Origin of the sequence: Pantoea sp. GCM10028869 (genome assembly GCF_042666835.1) — a bacterium.
GTDB classification, from domain to species: domain Bacteria; phylum Pseudomonadota; class Gammaproteobacteria; order Enterobacterales; family Enterobacteriaceae; genus Pantoea; species Pantoea leporis.
Window position 1 is genome coordinate 199236 of the sequence record NZ_JBHTGO010000001.1, and the last position, 14465, is coordinate 213700.

12 protein-coding genes and 1 pseudogene are annotated in these 14465 nt (G+C 55.0%); 6 read left to right on the forward strand and 7 right to left on the reverse strand.

The genetic code is table 11. The features are described from left to right. The first annotated feature begins 35 nt into the window (after positions 1-35). The 3 genes from ACFQW4_RS00995 to ACFQW4_RS01005 are packed head-to-tail and all read left to right on the forward strand — an operon-like array spanning position 36 to position 3487. Entirely contained in the window at positions 36-1484 is a 1449-nt protein-coding gene (locus ACFQW4_RS00995) for an amidase (RefSeq protein ID WP_377723230.1), read from the forward strand. Beyond that, entirely contained in the window at positions 1477-2787 is a 1311-nt protein-coding gene (locus ACFQW4_RS01000; RefSeq protein WP_222183440.1) for a cytosine permease, read from the forward strand. Before ACFQW4_RS00995 ends, ACFQW4_RS01000 begins: the two co-directional genes overlap by 8 nt. After that, the gene (locus tag ACFQW4_RS01005; RefSeq protein WP_377723232.1) at positions 2780-3487 is read left to right on the forward strand and encodes a cysteine hydrolase family protein; all 708 of its coding nucleotides are present in this window, start codon (positions 2780-2782) and stop codon (positions 3485-3487) included. Before ACFQW4_RS01000 ends, ACFQW4_RS01005 begins: the two co-directional genes overlap by 8 nt. On the opposite strand, the gene ACFQW4_RS01010 is transcribed toward ACFQW4_RS01005, so the two are convergent. Further along, on the reverse strand, positions 3484-4386 hold the full coding sequence (locus ACFQW4_RS01010; protein ID WP_377723234.1) for an alpha/beta hydrolase: 903 nt from the start codon (positions 4384-4386) through the stop codon (positions 3484-3486). The genes ACFQW4_RS01005 and ACFQW4_RS01010 overlap by 4 nt on opposite strands. 186 nt (positions 4387-4572) lie before the next feature. Between ACFQW4_RS01010 and ACFQW4_RS01015 the strand changes: the two are divergent. Further along, positions 4573-4752 (forward strand): annotated as a pseudogene (locus ACFQW4_RS01015) (VapC toxin family PIN domain ribonuclease); the annotation flags it as partial. 42 nt (positions 4753-4794) lie between these two features. Here ACFQW4_RS01015 and betA read toward each other — a convergent pair. From betA to betI, 3 genes are read right to left on the reverse strand one after another with little or no spacing between them, the layout of a single operon-like run. After that, positions 4795-6474: a choline dehydrogenase gene (gene betA / locus ACFQW4_RS01020; protein ID WP_101761565.1), complete on the reverse strand. Its 1680-nt coding sequence runs from the start codon at positions 6472-6474 to the stop codon at positions 4795-4797. A 28-nt stretch (positions 6475-6502) separates the two neighbouring features. Further along, positions 6503-7975: a betaine-aldehyde dehydrogenase gene (betB, locus tag ACFQW4_RS01025; protein ID WP_377723237.1), complete on the reverse strand. Its 1473-nt coding sequence runs from the start codon at positions 7973-7975 to the stop codon at positions 6503-6505. A 13-nt stretch (positions 7976-7988) separates the two neighbouring features. Beyond that, a complete protein-coding gene (betI, locus tag ACFQW4_RS01030; RefSeq protein ID WP_101761563.1) occupies positions 7989-8582 on the reverse strand; it encodes a transcriptional regulator BetI in 594 nt (197 codons plus the stop codon). Positions 8583-8837: 255 nt separating this feature from the next. Here betI and ACFQW4_RS01035 point away from each other — a divergent pair, with 255 nt between their 5' ends. Together ACFQW4_RS01035 and uvsE are read left to right on the forward strand one after the other, a co-directional pair. Beyond that, positions 8838-10868, forward strand: a complete 2031-nt coding sequence (locus ACFQW4_RS01035; protein ID WP_101761562.1) for a choline transporter — start codon at positions 8838-8840, stop codon at positions 10866-10868. An 83-nt stretch (positions 10869-10951) separates the two neighbouring features. Beyond that, positions 10952-11926 carry a UV DNA damage repair endonuclease UvsE gene (gene uvsE, locus ACFQW4_RS01040; RefSeq protein ID WP_377723240.1) on the forward strand — a complete coding sequence of 325 codons (975 nt, stop codon included), beginning with the start codon at positions 10952-10954 and terminating at the stop codon, positions 11924-11926. On the opposite strand, the gene ACFQW4_RS01045 is transcribed toward uvsE, so the two are convergent. From ACFQW4_RS01045 to ACFQW4_RS01055, 3 genes are read right to left on the reverse strand one after another with little or no spacing between them, the layout of a single operon-like run. After that, on the reverse strand, positions 11913-12386 hold the full coding sequence (locus tag ACFQW4_RS01045; protein ID WP_101761560.1) for an OmpA family protein: 474 nt from the start codon (positions 12384-12386) through the stop codon (positions 11913-11915). The genes uvsE and ACFQW4_RS01045 overlap by 14 nt on opposite strands. Beyond that, positions 12383-13597, reverse strand: coding sequence for a diguanylate cyclase domain-containing protein (locus tag ACFQW4_RS01050; RefSeq protein WP_377723242.1), 1215 nt, complete (start codon positions 13595-13597; stop codon positions 12383-12385). The genes ACFQW4_RS01045 and ACFQW4_RS01050 overlap by 4 nt, the downstream gene beginning before the upstream one ends. A gap of 1 nt (position 13598) precedes the next feature. Continuing rightward, the gene (locus tag ACFQW4_RS01055; RefSeq protein WP_233501695.1) at positions 13599-14255 is read right to left on the reverse strand and encodes a YfiR family protein; all 657 of its coding nucleotides are present in this window, start codon (positions 14253-14255) and stop codon (positions 13599-13601) included. Positions 14256-14465: the final 210 nt, after the last annotated feature.

A 14465-nucleotide genomic window follows, 5' to 3' on the forward strand; every position in this document is an offset into this window, starting at 1 on the left:
ACGTTTCCGATAAGTGATAAATCGGGAGTATTCGCATGTTTGATGCACTGTTGGATGAAGGTGCCACTACGCTGGCGGCGTTAATCCGCGGCGGAGACGTTTCGGCGCAGGAAGTGACGCAAGCCGCCATCAATCGCATGGAGCAGCGCGAGCCGCAGATTCAGGCGTTTTGTACCGCTACGCCAAAGCTGGCGCTGCAACAGGCGGCCGCTGTTGATGCAAAACGCGCGCGCGGCGAAACGCTGGGGGCGCTGGCGGGCGTTCCGCTGGCGGTGAAAGACCTGATTTGTACCGCAGGCGTGAAAACCACTTCTGGATCGCATGCCTACGCTGATTTTGTCCCGGAAGAAGATGACATCACCGTTGAGCGCCTGCTGGCGGCCGATGCGGTGCTGCTGGGGAAAACCACCGCACCGGAGTTTGGCTATAGCGGCGTTGGGCACAATCCACTGTTTCCATCACCGCGTAATCCGTGGGATCTCTCTAAAACGCCGGGCGGATCGAGCGCCGGTTCCGGTGCGGCATTGGCGGCGCGCTTGTGTCCGATTGCGCTGGGCAGCGATGGCGGCGGTTCGGTAAGAATCCCCGCCGCGCACTGCGGCGTGTTTGGTCTGAAAGCGTCGATGGGGCGCGTACCCTTATGGCCGGGCTGTCGCGACGAGCGTTATCCCGGCGTTTCCAGCTGGGAGTCGCTGGAGCATATCGGCCCGATGACGCGTTCGGTGCGCGACAGCGCGCTGATGATGTCGGTGATGGCGGGGCCAGATATGCGCGATCGCCATTCGATTCCCTGCAACGACGTGGATTGGCTGGGCTCGCTGGATAAGCCATTGAGCGGTCTGCGCATCGCTTTCAGCGCGGATTTCGGTTACATCGCCGTTAATCCCGAAGTGCGTGACATTGTCACGCAAGCCGCGCGTCGTTTTGCCCGTGAGCTCGGCGCTGAACTGGATGAAGTCGATCCCGGTATCGCCGATGAAGGTGCCACCTTTGCCGCGCTGGTGGCTTTTGAGAGCGATCTCACCGGCATGCGTCACATGCACGCCGAGTTGGGGGCACGCATGTCACCGCATCTCAGCGCCATGCTGCAACGCGACTGGCGCGCTGAAACCTTTACCGACGCCAATACCACACGCAAAAAGCTGTGTAACCAGATGTGGCGCTTTATGCAGCATTACGATCTGCTGCTGTCGCCGACGCTGGCGGTACCGCCTTTCCCGCTCAATATGCAGGGACCCGAGATCATCGATGGCCGCATGGTGCGCAGCGATCACTGGCTCTCATTCTGCTTCCCGTTCAATTTCACCGGCCAACCGGCGGCGTCTGTTCCTGCGGGCTTTACCGCCAGCGGATTGCCGATTGGCATGCAAATCGTGGGTCGTCATCTGGACGATGGCCTGGTGCTGGCGGCGAGTGCCGCGTTCGAGCGCATACAACCCTGGAATTACATCACACCTGTTTCAATCGGAGTTGCCCATGACTAACAAAAATTCACCAGCTTTAGAGCAGGAGTTCGAGCATGAACCGGTTCCGCTCAGCCATCGCCACTCGACGGGTTCGGTGTCGGCGGTGTGGTTTGGTTTCCCGATGATCCTCACCAATGCGCTATTTGGCGGCATCATTACCTGGCATCTCGGCTTCTGGCCGGCGCTTATCGCCATTCTGCTGGGAAATCTGGTGCTGTTTGCCTATGTGGGTGCGCTGAGCTGGTTCGCCGGTAATACCGGCATGAACTTCGCGCTGCAGGCGAAACGCACCTTTGGCACCAAAGGCTACATTTTGGTTTCGGGCTTCCTTTCTACTGTAGTGATCGGTTGGTACGCCTTCCAGACCGGGTTAACCGGCACGGTGATTAATCAAACCTTTGGCTGGAATGCGCTGGCGGTGACGGCGTTTGCCATGGTGCTGTATACCGCCATCACCTTCCTCGGCGTGCGCGCATTGTCCGTGCTCGGCATGATCGCTGCGCCGCTGTTCGTGGTGTTGGGATTGGTGGCGCTGTGGCTGATCAGTAAGGATCACGATTTCAGCACCATCACGCAGTTTACCGGCAGCAGCAGCGCAGTGGGCGCGATGAGCATGGGCACCGCGGTCACCATGGTGGTGGCCGGTTTCGCCGATTCAGGCACCATGACGGCAGATTTCACCCGCTGGTCAAAAGACGGTAAATCGGCGGTGATTGCCGCGTTCTCAGCGTTCCCGGTGGCGAACGTTATCTCTTATCTGTTTGGCGTGGTGATTGTGGCGGTGGGCGCGGCGGTTGATCCGGCGAGTAACGGCGGCAACTTCCTGCCAATGCTAATGGGGCACGGCATGCTGCTGTCGGTGATTGCTTTCCTGTTTGTGTTTATCAATCTCGGTTCGGTGTGTACGCACTGCCTGTATAACGGCGCAGTCGGCTTTAGTCATCTGTTCAGCAGCAAAATGCGTTTGTGGACGGTGATCCTTGGCGTGATCGGCGGGGCGCTGGCGCTGGCTGGCGTGTGGTCCTATTTCCTCGAATGGCTGAGCTTGCTCGGCATCGTGGTGCCGCCGTTTGGGGCGGTGATGATTGTCGATTTGATCTTCATGGCCAAAATCAGCGAACAGCGCCAATTGCGCCGTATGCGCGGCAGCGCCTTTGCCGCCTGGGCGATTGGTAGCTTGTGTGCGGTGATTGCGCACATCGCTTTCCCACAGTTCGGTGAAGCGGTGATTGGCCTGGTGACTGCTGCCGCCAGCTATACGCTGATTGTGAAACTAAAAGGTGAAAGCACAGTAACGGTGATGGAGGAAAAAAATGCCTGATTACGCCATTGATTCAACCCCTTACTCGTGGCCGTATGACGGTCGCTGCAGCCCGCAGGATACCGCACTGATCGTTATCGATATGCAAACCGATTTCTGCGGTAAGGGCGGTTACGTCGATAGCATGGGCTACGATATTGCCTTAACGCGCGCGCCTATCAAGCCGCTGCAGCAGGTGCTGACAACGATGCGCGAGTTGGGCTTCCCGATCATCCATACGCGCGAAGGGCATCGGCCGGATTTAAGTGATCTGCCCGCAAATAAGCGTTGGCGATCCAGGCGCATGCAGGCGGAAATCGGCGCGCCGGGTCCGTGCGGGCGCATTCTGGTGCGCGGTGAACCGGGCTGGGAAATTATCCCGGAACTGGCGCCATTGCCGGGAGAAGTCATCATCGATAAACCGGGAAAAGGCTCGTTTTACGCTACCGATCTCGAACTGATTCTGCGCAGCCGCGGCATTCGCAATCTGATCATCAGCGGCATCACCACTGATGTCTGCGTCCACACCACGCTGCGCGAGGCTAACGATCGCGGTTTTGAGTGTTTGGTTTTGTCAGACTGCTGCGCGGCGACGGAGCTGAAACACCACGCAGCGGCGCTTAGCATGATCCATATGCAGGGCGGAATTTTTGGTGCCGTAGCCAGTTCGCAGACCTTGCTGGCGGGATTAATTAGCAAGCAAACGGTTGAGGTGGATTAGCTCTTTAACCACTTTTCGTAGTGCTCTGGCCACGCCATGGTCGGCGTGCCGGGCCTGCCCATACCAAATCCATGTCCGCCGCTACTGTAGCGATGCATCTCAACCGGCACATGCTCACGCTTACAGGCGTCAGCCATAATCAGCGTGTTATGCGGATCGGAGATCGGATCGTCCTCTGCCTGCACCAGAAAGAAGGGCGGCGATTGCGGATTGACAAACTCCTGCACTGACCATGCGGCGTTTTCACTGGCGGGCGCGTGGTTGCCAACCAGCATTTTATGGGTTGAAGTGTGGGTGTAAGGCGCTTCCAGCGTAATGATGGGATAGATCAGCGCCGCGCGATCGGCCGTGGCGGGCAGGTTATCCAGGGCATCGGTTGCCCGATAAGATAGAAAATCAGCTCGCGAGACCGCCATACCAAGCAGATGCCCACCGGCAGAAAACCCCAACACGCTGACATTTTTTTCCCGTTGCCGCACCAGGCGCAGCGCGCGCTGTGCATCCTGCAGAGAAACTATCGCACCATCTTTCCAGCCTTCATGCGGTAAACGATAACTCAGCACATAAGCGGTATATCCGCGCGCCGTCAGCCAGGCTGCGGCAGGCCAGGCTTCTTTACCCATTTCAATGCGCGAATAGCCGCCGCCTGCGGCAATCAATACCGCGCGACCATTAGGCGAGGGCGGCGTTAATACGGTGAGTGTGGGCTGTACGATATTACGTTGCGCGCCTTTGGTTGAAATCACCAAAGCGCCAGCAGGACCGCCACCGCCCGGCGGTAAATCTGGCCATAGCGGCAAGATTTGGGTTGTTACGCGTTTAGAAGCAGCCCAGATTAGCCCGCTGCGCACTGTCAGCGCGGAAAGAGTGAGATACGACAAAAAATGGCGGCGCTTCATGGCGGATCCTCACGAAATTGGAGGCTTATTGAAGCAGATAAATCAGCAGAAAAGATGAAGAGGGCATTGCTATGTATGAACAAATGCGACGGGACAAACATTAAGGTTTGTAGTTACAACATACTTTTAATTGTTTCCTTAATCGTGAGCCTGGCAGCAGTGCGATTGTCGTTGTGACAGTGAAGCGCGGCTATAGATGCTACGACGAAAGTGACAATGTCCTTGGCTGCGTCTGGTACTCCGATGGGTGCTAATGATGCGGCGATCGCCGGACATGCCATTGCGGCAGGCACAATTTTAGTCCCTGACAATACTCGGGAATTCGCTCGGGTAGTTGATTTAGATCTTCAGGATTGGGCTAGCTAGCCACCAAAGAAAAGGGCGACCAACGTCGCCCCCAAATCAACCTCAACCACGCATCGGTTCAGCGCGGACCGGTTTATCACCGGCAACAAAGTAATCCGCTTCGCTGCGCGGCAGCGGCTGTCGACCACGAATGTTATCTGCGATTTTCTCGCCGATCATGATGGTCGTCGCGTTCAGGTTACCGGTGATGATCAGCGGCATGATTGAAGCATCTACCACGCGCAGGGCTTCAACGCCATGAACGCGGCCTTCACCATCGACGACAGACATCTCGTCGTTACCCATTTTACAGGTGCCGCACGGGTGATAAGCCGTTTCGCCGTGATTTCGCACAAACTCATCTAACTGCTCATCGGTCTGGCAATCCAGGCCAGGGCTGATCTCTTTACCGCGATATTTATCCAGCGCCGGCTGGTTGATGATCTGGCGCGTAATACGAATCGCATCGCGGAACTCCTGCCAATCCTGCTCATGTGACATGTAGTTGAACAGAATCGCTGGATGGCGACGCGGATCGCGTGATTTCAGGCGTACATGACCGCGGCTCGGTGAGCGCATCGAACCAACGTGGCACTGGAAGCCGTGCGCTTCCACCGCGTTCGAGCCGTTGTAGTTAATCGCCACCGGCAGGAAGTGATACTGAATATTCGGCCAGCTGAACTCTTCACGGCTGCGGATAAAGCCGCCGCCTTCAAAGTGGTTGCTGGCGCCGACGCCGGTACCATTAAACAGCCACTCCGCACCGATTTTCGGTTGGTTCCACCACTTCAAGGCCGGGTAGAGCGAAACTGGCTCTTTGCACTCATATTGCAGGTACATTTCGAGGTGATCCTGCAAGTTCTCACCCACGCCCGGCAAATCATGCACCAGCGGGATATCGAACTGTTTCAGCAATTCAGCGGATCCGACCCCGGAACGCTGCAGAATCTGCGGCGAGGCGATGGCTCCGGCGCACAGCAGCACTTCACGACGTGCATGCGCCTGGTGCGAGGTATTGCTGGAACCCAGCAGATACTGCACGCCAACCGCGCGTTTACCTTCAAACAGAATGCGGTCGGTGGTCGCATGGGTGACGATTTTCAGGTTCGGACGGGTTTTCGCGGTATCCAGATAACCGCGCGCGGTGCTGGAGCGGCGACCTTTCGGCGTCACAAAGCGATCCATTGGCCCGAAACCTTCCTGCTGATAGCCATTCAGGTCATCAGTGCGCGGATAACCTGCCTGCACGCCCGCTTCAATCATCGCCGCAAACAGCGGATTGTTACCAGGTTTACAGGTGGTGATGCTCACCGGACCTTCGCCGCCGTGATAATCATTGGCACCGATATCGCGCGTTTCTGATTTGCGATAGTAGGGCAGGCAGTTCAGATAGCTCCAGTTTTCCAGACCAGGCTCCCTGGCCCAGTTATCGAGGTCCATCGCGTTACCACGGATGTAACACATGCCGTTGATCAGCGATGAACCGCCCAAACCTTTACCGCGCCCGCACTCCATGCGGCGGTTGTTCATGTACGGCTCAGGTTCAGTTTCATACGCCCAGTTGTAGCGTTTTCCCTGCAGCGGAAACGCCAGCGCCGCAGGCATCTGCGTGCGGAAGTCGAAGCGGTAATCTGGGCCGCCCGCTTCTAAAAGCAGCACATTGACGCTGCTATCTTCGGTCAGTCTTGTTGCCAAAACGTTCCCTGCGGATCCGGCTCCGATAATGATGTAATCAAATTCCATTAGTCGTTCCTCAGGTTAAAAGCCAAAATTAAAATACGGACTGAAAACGGGTCATTTCGAGCTGCACAGATTTCACCTGTGTGTAGTTTTGCAGCGTCATCAGGCCATTTTCACGGCCCACACCCGAATGTTTGTAACCGCCCACCGGCATTGCGGCGTCAGATTCGCCCCAGGTATTGATCCAGCAAATGCCCGCTTCAATCTGGTGAATTACGCGGTGCGCGCGGTTAAGATCCTGGGTTACCACACCGGCCGCCAGGCCAAATTCGGTAGCGTTGGCGCGGCGAACCACTTCTTCTTCGCTTTCATAAGTCAGAATCGACATCACTGGCCCGAAGATCTCTTCACGCACAATGGTCATCTCATCGCGGCAGTCGGTGAACACGGTCGGTTCCACCCATGCGCCGTTATCGAAAGCCGCACCGCTCAGACGTTTACCTCCGCACAGCAGGCGCGCACCTTCGCTGATGCCGGATTCAATAAAGCGCATCACGTTGTCGCGATGCGCGAAGCTCACCAGCGGACCGAAGTTGGTATCTGGATGGTTGAGATCGCCGGCCTTAATACGCGCCACGCGCTCAGCGATTTTGGCTTCAAACGCCGCTTGCAAATCAGCTGGGATAAACACGCGCGTGCCGTTGGTGCAAACCTGGCCCGAGCTGTAGAAGTTCGCCATCATCGCGATATCCGCGGCGAGGCCGAGATCGGCGTCGTCAAAGATGATCAACGGGGATTTGCCGCCCAGTTCCATGGTGACATCTTTCAGCGTCGAACCGGCGGCATTGGCCATCACTTTCTTACCGCTGGCAACGCCGCCGGTGAAGGAGACTTTATCGATGCCCGGATGATCGGTAAGCAGCTGGCCAGTGACCGCGCCGCGACCGTTTAACACGTTGAACACGCCGTTCGGCACGCCCGCTTCAGTATAGATTTCCGCCAGTTTCAGCGCGGTCAGCGGCGTGACTTCGCTGGGTTTGAAGATCATTGCGTTACCGGCGGCCAATGCTGGCGCGGATTTCCACAGCGCGATCTGAATCGGATAGTTCCACGCACCGATCCCGGCTACCACGCCCAGCGGTTCGCGGCGGGTGTAAACGAACGAGGTATCACGCAGCGGAATTTGCTGGCCTTCCAGAGAAGGAATCAAGCCCGCGTAGTACTCGAGCACGTCGGCACCGGTGACGATGTCCACGTATTGGGTTTCGCTCAGCGGTTTGCCGGTGTCGAGGGTTTCCAGCGCGGCCAGTTCGTCATTGCGCTCACGCAGAATATCGACCGCACGACGCAGAATGCGTGAACGTTCCATCGCGGTCATCGCCGCCCAGATTTTCTGGCCTTTTTTCGCGGCGGCAACAGCGCGATCAACGTCTGCGCGTTCCGCTTCATGCACGTCGGCCAGCACTTCGCCGTTCGCCGGGTTGATGGTCTGGAATGTGTTACCTGCCGCAGCGGGAACCAACGCGCCATCAATATAAAGGTGTTGCTCGGTGAATCGGGACATGATTTCTCCTTCCTCAGTGATTCTGGTCAGCCAATTGCTGACGAATGAATTGGGTGGTGAGCTGTCTGGCGATAGCCAAATCGAACGGTTTGCCGCTGAGTGCTGCGCGAAGCCACAGGCCATCAATCAATGAAGCGAGGCCATGTGCCGCCAGACGCGCCTTTTCACGCGGGATAACGCGACGAAACTCGGCTGCCAATGTGGAAAACAGGCGCCGGCTGCTCACGCGTTCTAAGCGGCCCAACTGTGGCTGATGCATGCTGCTGGCCCAAAAATCCAGCCAGGCTTTCATTGCGGCGCTGTGCACCTGAGAATCATCAAAGTTGCCTTCCACAATCGCCAGCAGGCGCGCTTCCGTTGTGGCGTCTGCCAGCGGTTTTAACCTTGCTGCTACCGCATCACGTAGCTGACGTGTTACGTCACGCATCGTGGCTTCCAGCAGACCGTTCTTGTCTTTGAAGTAGTGGCTAATGATGCCTGTCGATACGCCAGCACGTCGCGCAATCTGCGCAATGGTGGCATCGTTGATCCCGACTTCGTTGATGGTGCTCAGGGTCGCATCAATCAGTTGCCGACGACGTATCGGCTGCATTCCCACCTTTGGCATAACACTCCAGCTCCACTTCAATCTTAGAACACTATTAAAACTTTTTTTGATTGCACGTTCAATATAAAAAAGAAATTTGTTAGGATGCTGTGCTTGGATTGTTACAAAAACGAAGCGGCGAAGCGAAGGGACTTAGCGGATGCGTATGCACGCGCATCCCACGAAAACCGCATTTTGCCTCGTCGGGATGCCGTTAATGGCGATCTCCGCGAGCTTCTTTGGCACGTACTACAGGAAATTAACCAGAGGTAATCGATGATTAATCCACCTGCCAGTGAAAAAGACAGAATCAATCCTGTGGTGTTTTACACCTCCGCCGGACTGATTCTGACATTTTCACTTGTCACGATTTTTTACAGCGAACTCGCTGCCAGCTGGCTTTTGACCGCCGTTAACTGGGTCACCTCCACGTTTGGCTGGTACTACATGCTCGCTGCCACGCTGTACATCGTGTTCGTCATCTATATGGCGTGTTCGCGCTACGGCGCCATCAAGCTGGGGCCGGAGCAATCCAAACCCGAGTTCAGCTTGCTGAGCTGGTCGGCGATGCTGTTTGCCGCCGGCATCGGTATTGACCTGATGTTCTTCTCGGTTGCCGAGCCGGTAACCCAATATATGCAGCCGCCAGAAGGTGCAGGGCAGACCATGGAAGCCGCGCGTCAGGCGATGGTATGGACGCTATTCCACTACGGCGTCACCGGCTGGTCGATGTACGCATTAATGGGCATAGCGCTCGGCTACTTCAGCTATCGCTACAATCTGCCGCTCACCATCCGTTCGGCGCTCTATCCGATTTTCGGCAAACGCATTAATGGCCCGATTGGTCACACGGTGGATATCGCCGCGGTGATCGGCACCATCTTTGGTATCGCCACCACGTTGGGGATTGGTGTGGTGCAGCTAAACTACGGCCTCAACGTGCTGTTCGATGTGCCGGAAGGTTTCACGGCGCAGGCCGCGCTAATTGTGCTGTCGGTGATCATCGCCACCATCTCAGTAACATCCGGCGTGGATAAAGGCATCCGTATTCTTTCTGAGCTGAACGTCGCGCTGGCGCTGGGCTTAATTCTGTTCGTGCTGTTTATGGGCAAAACCGATTTCCTGCTCAACGCACTGGTGCTGAACGTTGGTGATTACGTCAATCGCTTTATGGGCATGACGTTGAATACTTTTGCCTTCGATCAGCCACGCGAGTGGATGAATAGCTGGACGCTGTTCTTCTGGGCGTGGTGGGTTGCCTGGTCGCCGTTTGTCGGTCTGTTCCTTGCACGTATCTCTCGCGGTCGTACCATTCGTGAGTTCGTGTTGGGTACGCTGATTATCCCGTTCACCTTTACGCTGCTGTGGCTGTCGGTGTTTGGTAACGCGGCGCTGTATGAAATCATTCACGGCGATGCCGGCTTTGCGCAGGAAGTGATGGCGCATGCCGAACGCGGCTTCTATAGCCTGCTGGCGCAGTATCCGGCGTTTAAATTCAGTGCTTCGGTGGCCACCATCACCGGCATGCTGTTCTACGTGACGTCGGCGGATTCCGGTTCGCTGGTGCTGGGTAACTTCACCTCGAAGCTGAAAGACATCAACAGCGATGCACCGAACTGGCTGCGTATCTTCTGGTCGATTGCGATTGGTGTGCTGACGATGGGCATGCTAATGACCAACGGGATTTCTGCCTTGCAGAACGCCACGGTGATCATGGGCTTACCGTTTAGCTTTGTAATCTTCTTTGTGATGGCCGGGCTGTATAAATCGCTGAAGGTGGAAGATCACCGCCGCGCCAGCGCCAGCCGCGACACTGCGCCGTACATTTCAGCCAGTAACGATCGCCTGAGCTGGAAGAAGCGCCTGTCGCGTCTGATGAACTATCCGGGCACGCGCTATACGCAGAAGATGATGGAAGAGGTGCTGTTCCCGGCGATGCAGGATGTGGCGAAAGAGCTGGAGCTGCGCGGTGGACGTGTATCACTGGAGCGTGCCGAGCCAGAAGAAGGGCAGCCGCTGGGCCACCTTGATCTGCGCGTGTTGCTGGGCGAGGAGCAGGATTTCGTTTATCAAATCTGGCCACAGCAGTATTCGGTACCGGGCTTTACCTATCGCGCACGTAGCGGTAAATCGACCTATTACCGTCTGGAAACCTTCTTGCTGGAAGGCAGCCAAGGCAATGATTTGATGGACTACAACAAAGAGCAGGTGATCATCGATATTCTCGATCAGTACGAACGTCACCTGAACTTTATCCACCTGCATCGTGAAGCGCCGGGCAGCAATATGACTTTTCCGGACGTGTGATGTCAGCCAGGTGCGCCGCGATGCGCACCTGGCACTTTCTCCGATCGCAGCTACACTTTCACGCTGATTAAACGGGGGATGAAATGAAATTAGGCTTTGCTTGTAAGTATCTGGATCAACAGGCTAAACAGCCGTATCCCTTCAAAAGCACCACCCGCACGCGCTTTCTTAGTCTCAATGATGAATCACGCATCACGCTGCTAAACCAACTGGCGCAAAACAATCTGCAAAATCTCACTCTCACGCTTGAAAAGCTGGCCACGCAGCCCGACGCGCTGCGCATGATGCGCATCGGCAGCGATCTATTGCCGCTTTACACGGTGCCACAAGCGACTCAGCTGTACGGTGAATTATTGCCCGATCTTACGCCGTTACTACGCCGCTGCGGCGAGCTGGCGCGCGCTAATAATATTCGGCTTTCATTCCACCCCGGCCAATATACGGTGCTGGCCTCCGATAATGACGGCGTGGTCGATCGCGCGATTGAGGATGTGGAGTATCACGCTACCTGTGCGGTATTAATGGGTTATGGCCGACAGTTTCAGGATTTCAAAATCAACATCCATATGAACGGCAAAAAAGGCTTTGAGGGATTCCGCGCCGCGTTTCTGCGGCTCACCCCTGAAGCGCGCAATATGCTGACGGTGGAGAATGATGAAATATCATGTTCGCTGGACGATGTGTTGCAGGCGCGTGAGTTGTGTCCGGTAGTGCTGGATATTCACCATCATTGGGTGAAAGAGAATCACTATATTCAGGCTGATGATGCGCGCATCGCGCTGATAAAAGCGTCGTGGCGCGGTGTGCGGCCAGTTTTGCACTATTCGATTGCGCAGGAAGGTTTAATTCCCGATCACGGTTTCCCGGATCAGCAGGATTTGGCGGTGTCGAAAACCAAACTTCGCGCCCATGCCGATTATTACTTCAATCAAAGCTTAAATGATTGGGCGCTGTCGTTTGATGCCTTCGATATTATGTGCGAAGTGAAAATGAAAAATTTAGCGCGCGACCGTTTGTACGATTATGCAGTCGAGCGTCAGATCATCACGGCGCCGTAATCACAATCGCCACGCGGCGGTTTTGCGCACGGCCCTGCGGGTTATTGTTGCTGGCAATCGGCGCGCTCATTCCTAAGCCGCGCGTAACGATATTTTCGCGCGGAATTGCTGCGCCTTGCGCCCATTGTGTCGCAACGGCGTTGGCTCTTTTCAACGACAGCTGCTGGTTGTAATCCGCTTTGCCATAGTTATCGGTATGACCATCAATACGCACATGCTTAATGCCGGTCGTCGCCAGATTTTTCGCCATTGTCTGAATGGTGTTTTTACTGGCGGGAGTGAGTTCAGATTCGTTAACGCCAAACAGAATTTTGTCCGACAAACCTAATCCCCAACCTTCGCTATTTTGGCTGAAACCGGCATTACGCATCGCCGCGATCTGTTCATCGCTGAAACGTCCCTTTGCCTGGCAACCGACCAGCGCCAGCACACACACCATCAGGAAAATTTTCATCTTCATCTCCGCACCTTACTCTTTCCCTTATTTTTGTACATGTTCATATCTGCGCGTTCCAAAATCGACTCAACCGTATCGCCGTGCTGCGACCAGGCGTAGCCAATGGTCACCGAGGTGGAAATCGGAGTGCCTTCAGCAATAACAATTTTCTGGCTGATGGCTTCATTAATATCCTGCATCAGCAACTGCAATTGCGCCTCGCTGGCGCGGCTGCTCACCAGCATGGCAAACTCATCGCCGCCTAAACGCGCGACTAAATCCTGTTTATACGCCAATGCGGAGAGGCGCGAACCAATCGCTTTCAGTACTTCATCACCGGCGGCATGGCCCCAGTTATCATTGATGCTTTTAAAGCGATCGCCATCGAGAAACAGCAAAACAAAGCGCTCTTTCGCCAGTTGCTGATCGAGCAGTTGGGTTAAACGCGCCACAAAGGCGGCGCGGTTGGCGAGGCCGGTCAGCGGGTCTTCCAGCGCTTTGGCGGCCAGCGTGTGATTATCGCGGATCAGAGAAGCCTGCAGCGTCTGCATCTCTGTCAGCAACGAGTTGAGGTCATTGGAAAACAGCTGAAACTCGCGCGTGGGGCTTTCCGGGATACGTAAGGAAAAATCACCGGAATGGATCACGTAGTGGATCGAGCTGGTGATATTACGCAGCGAGGCAAGTATGCCGCGATGGAGAAATTCACTCAGCAGGAAGGAGATGATTAACACGCACAGCATGCCGCTGGTCAGAATCATCAGCGAATAACGGATGAAATCGGCCGCACCGGTAACGGTGCCTTCCAGCGTCAGCGTACCGACATTGGCTTCCGAGTGGTTAATATTAACGCTGAGCGGTTTAAGATAAATCCACTCACGTAATAATCGCGGATACCAGCCGGTCTGTTCTTGTCGATCATGCCAGTCAACTAAAACAGTGTGATCGTCAGTCACCAGTTTGGCGGAATCGAACATGCCTTCATTGCCGAGGCGCGCGATTTTATTATGCGCGTCGTAGCTGTCTTCAAATACCGTGGCGGCCGTCAGCGTGGTGCTGAGCGTGGCGGCAATTAATTCCAGATTTCTTTTCTCGTAGCTTTTAATAAACAGCAGGGAAGTCGATGAGAGCAGCAGCCAGCACAGCAATAAAATCACCGCAGAGTTGATGGTGCTAATCTTGCGCAGCTTGTTACGAATCGATGATTTGTCATTTAGTGAATTTTCTATTTTCATCTTATTTGCTTCCATTGCGGGACAGCAACAGTACGTCCGGACTCACCTTGACGCCGCTCCTGGCAAGCGAATCAAGGTTGACTGAGAACAGCGTGTGGTCGGGTTTAAAAATCAGGCAGAAGGCGGCGCCAATGGTACATTCCGCATTGTTTTCAGCGAGGGTTAATACCGCCTTACCTTTGAGGTGATTAAAAAGTTCAACCTGTTGTTGCGGCGTCTGATCGCCAAAATAGACCGCATCGCAATGCTGCGTTGCCAGTTCACTTTCGCTGGAGAGATAAACCACGCTAAACGGAACGGCTGAAGGCACACTATTTTGTGGCAATGAGAGATGTTGCGCGGAGGAAAATACGCAGAGTTGCGGCGCGCCGGTTAAACCCGGCCAATGGGTAAAACTAATAATACCGCTGACAATGCGATTGGCTTTATCGTCTTTTATTTCAGCAATTGCTGAGCGAGAAATAAACAGCAGCAGAAATAGGGCAGTTACGACGATTTTGCAGATATGGAGCAGGGAGAGCAGGACGTCGGCTTCCCGATGAAGTTGATGTTTACGTAACATACTGCGTTCCCGAGAGTTCTTCGCATTATTCAGCGCGCAAATAGTAGCACCGCTACGGTTAAAAATGTACCTACAGTTCGTAGGGCCGATATTCATGGCGACTTTTCTCGCAAAATGCTCACCCGAGCATTCCACAAATTTCTGCGATATTTGTAGACGGCATTGCGCGAAATTATTTTATGGATAAACGACCAAAAAGGGCGCACTTCACCAAAGTGTGATCCAGCACACATTTATCGGCCTGATAACTGCTACGCGTTAAAACGGCTTAAATCGCTGATGCCGGATAAATTAGCGACAAAACCG

Bases quoted from the DNA above. Each gene is read 5' to 3' on its own strand.
- betA (WP_101761565.1), bottom strand. From the start codon at position 6,474: ATGGAATTTGATTACATCATTATCGGAGCCGGATCCGCAGGGAACGTT.
- uvsE (WP_377723240.1), top strand. From the start codon at position 10,952: ATGAAATTAGGCTTTGCTTGTAAGTATCTGGATCAACAGGCTAAACAG.
- ACFQW4_RS00995 (WP_377723230.1), top strand. From the start codon at position 36: ATGTTTGATGCACTGTTGGATGAAGGTGCCACTACGCTGGCGGCGTTA.
- ACFQW4_RS01050 (WP_377723242.1), bottom strand. From the start codon at position 13,597: ATGAAAATAGAAAATTCACTAAATGACAAATCATCGATTCGTAACAAG.
- ACFQW4_RS01000 (WP_222183440.1), top strand. From the start codon at position 1,477: ATGACTAACAAAAATTCACCAGCTTTAGAGCAGGAGTTCGAGCATGAA.
- betI (WP_101761563.1), bottom strand. From the start codon at position 8,582: ATGCCAAAGGTGGGAATGCAGCCGATACGTCGTCGGCAACTGATTGAT.
- ACFQW4_RS01045 (WP_101761560.1), bottom strand. From the start codon at position 12,386: ATGAAGATGAAAATTTTCCTGATGGTGTGTGTGCTGGCGCTGGTCGGT.
- ACFQW4_RS01005 (WP_377723232.1), top strand. From the start codon at position 2,780: ATGCCTGATTACGCCATTGATTCAACCCCTTACTCGTGGCCGTATGAC.
- ACFQW4_RS01035 (WP_101761562.1), top strand. From the start codon at position 8,838: ATGATTAATCCACCTGCCAGTGAAAAAGACAGAATCAATCCTGTGGTG.
- ACFQW4_RS01055 (WP_233501695.1), bottom strand. From the start codon at position 14,255: ATGAATATCGGCCCTACGAACTGTAGGTACATTTTTAACCGTAGCGGT.
- ACFQW4_RS01010 (WP_377723234.1), bottom strand. From the start codon at position 4,386: ATGAAGCGCCGCCATTTTTTGTCGTATCTCACTCTTTCCGCGCTGACA.
- betB (WP_377723237.1), bottom strand. From the start codon at position 7,975: ATGTCCCGATTCACCGAGCAACACCTTTATATTGATGGCGCGTTGGTT.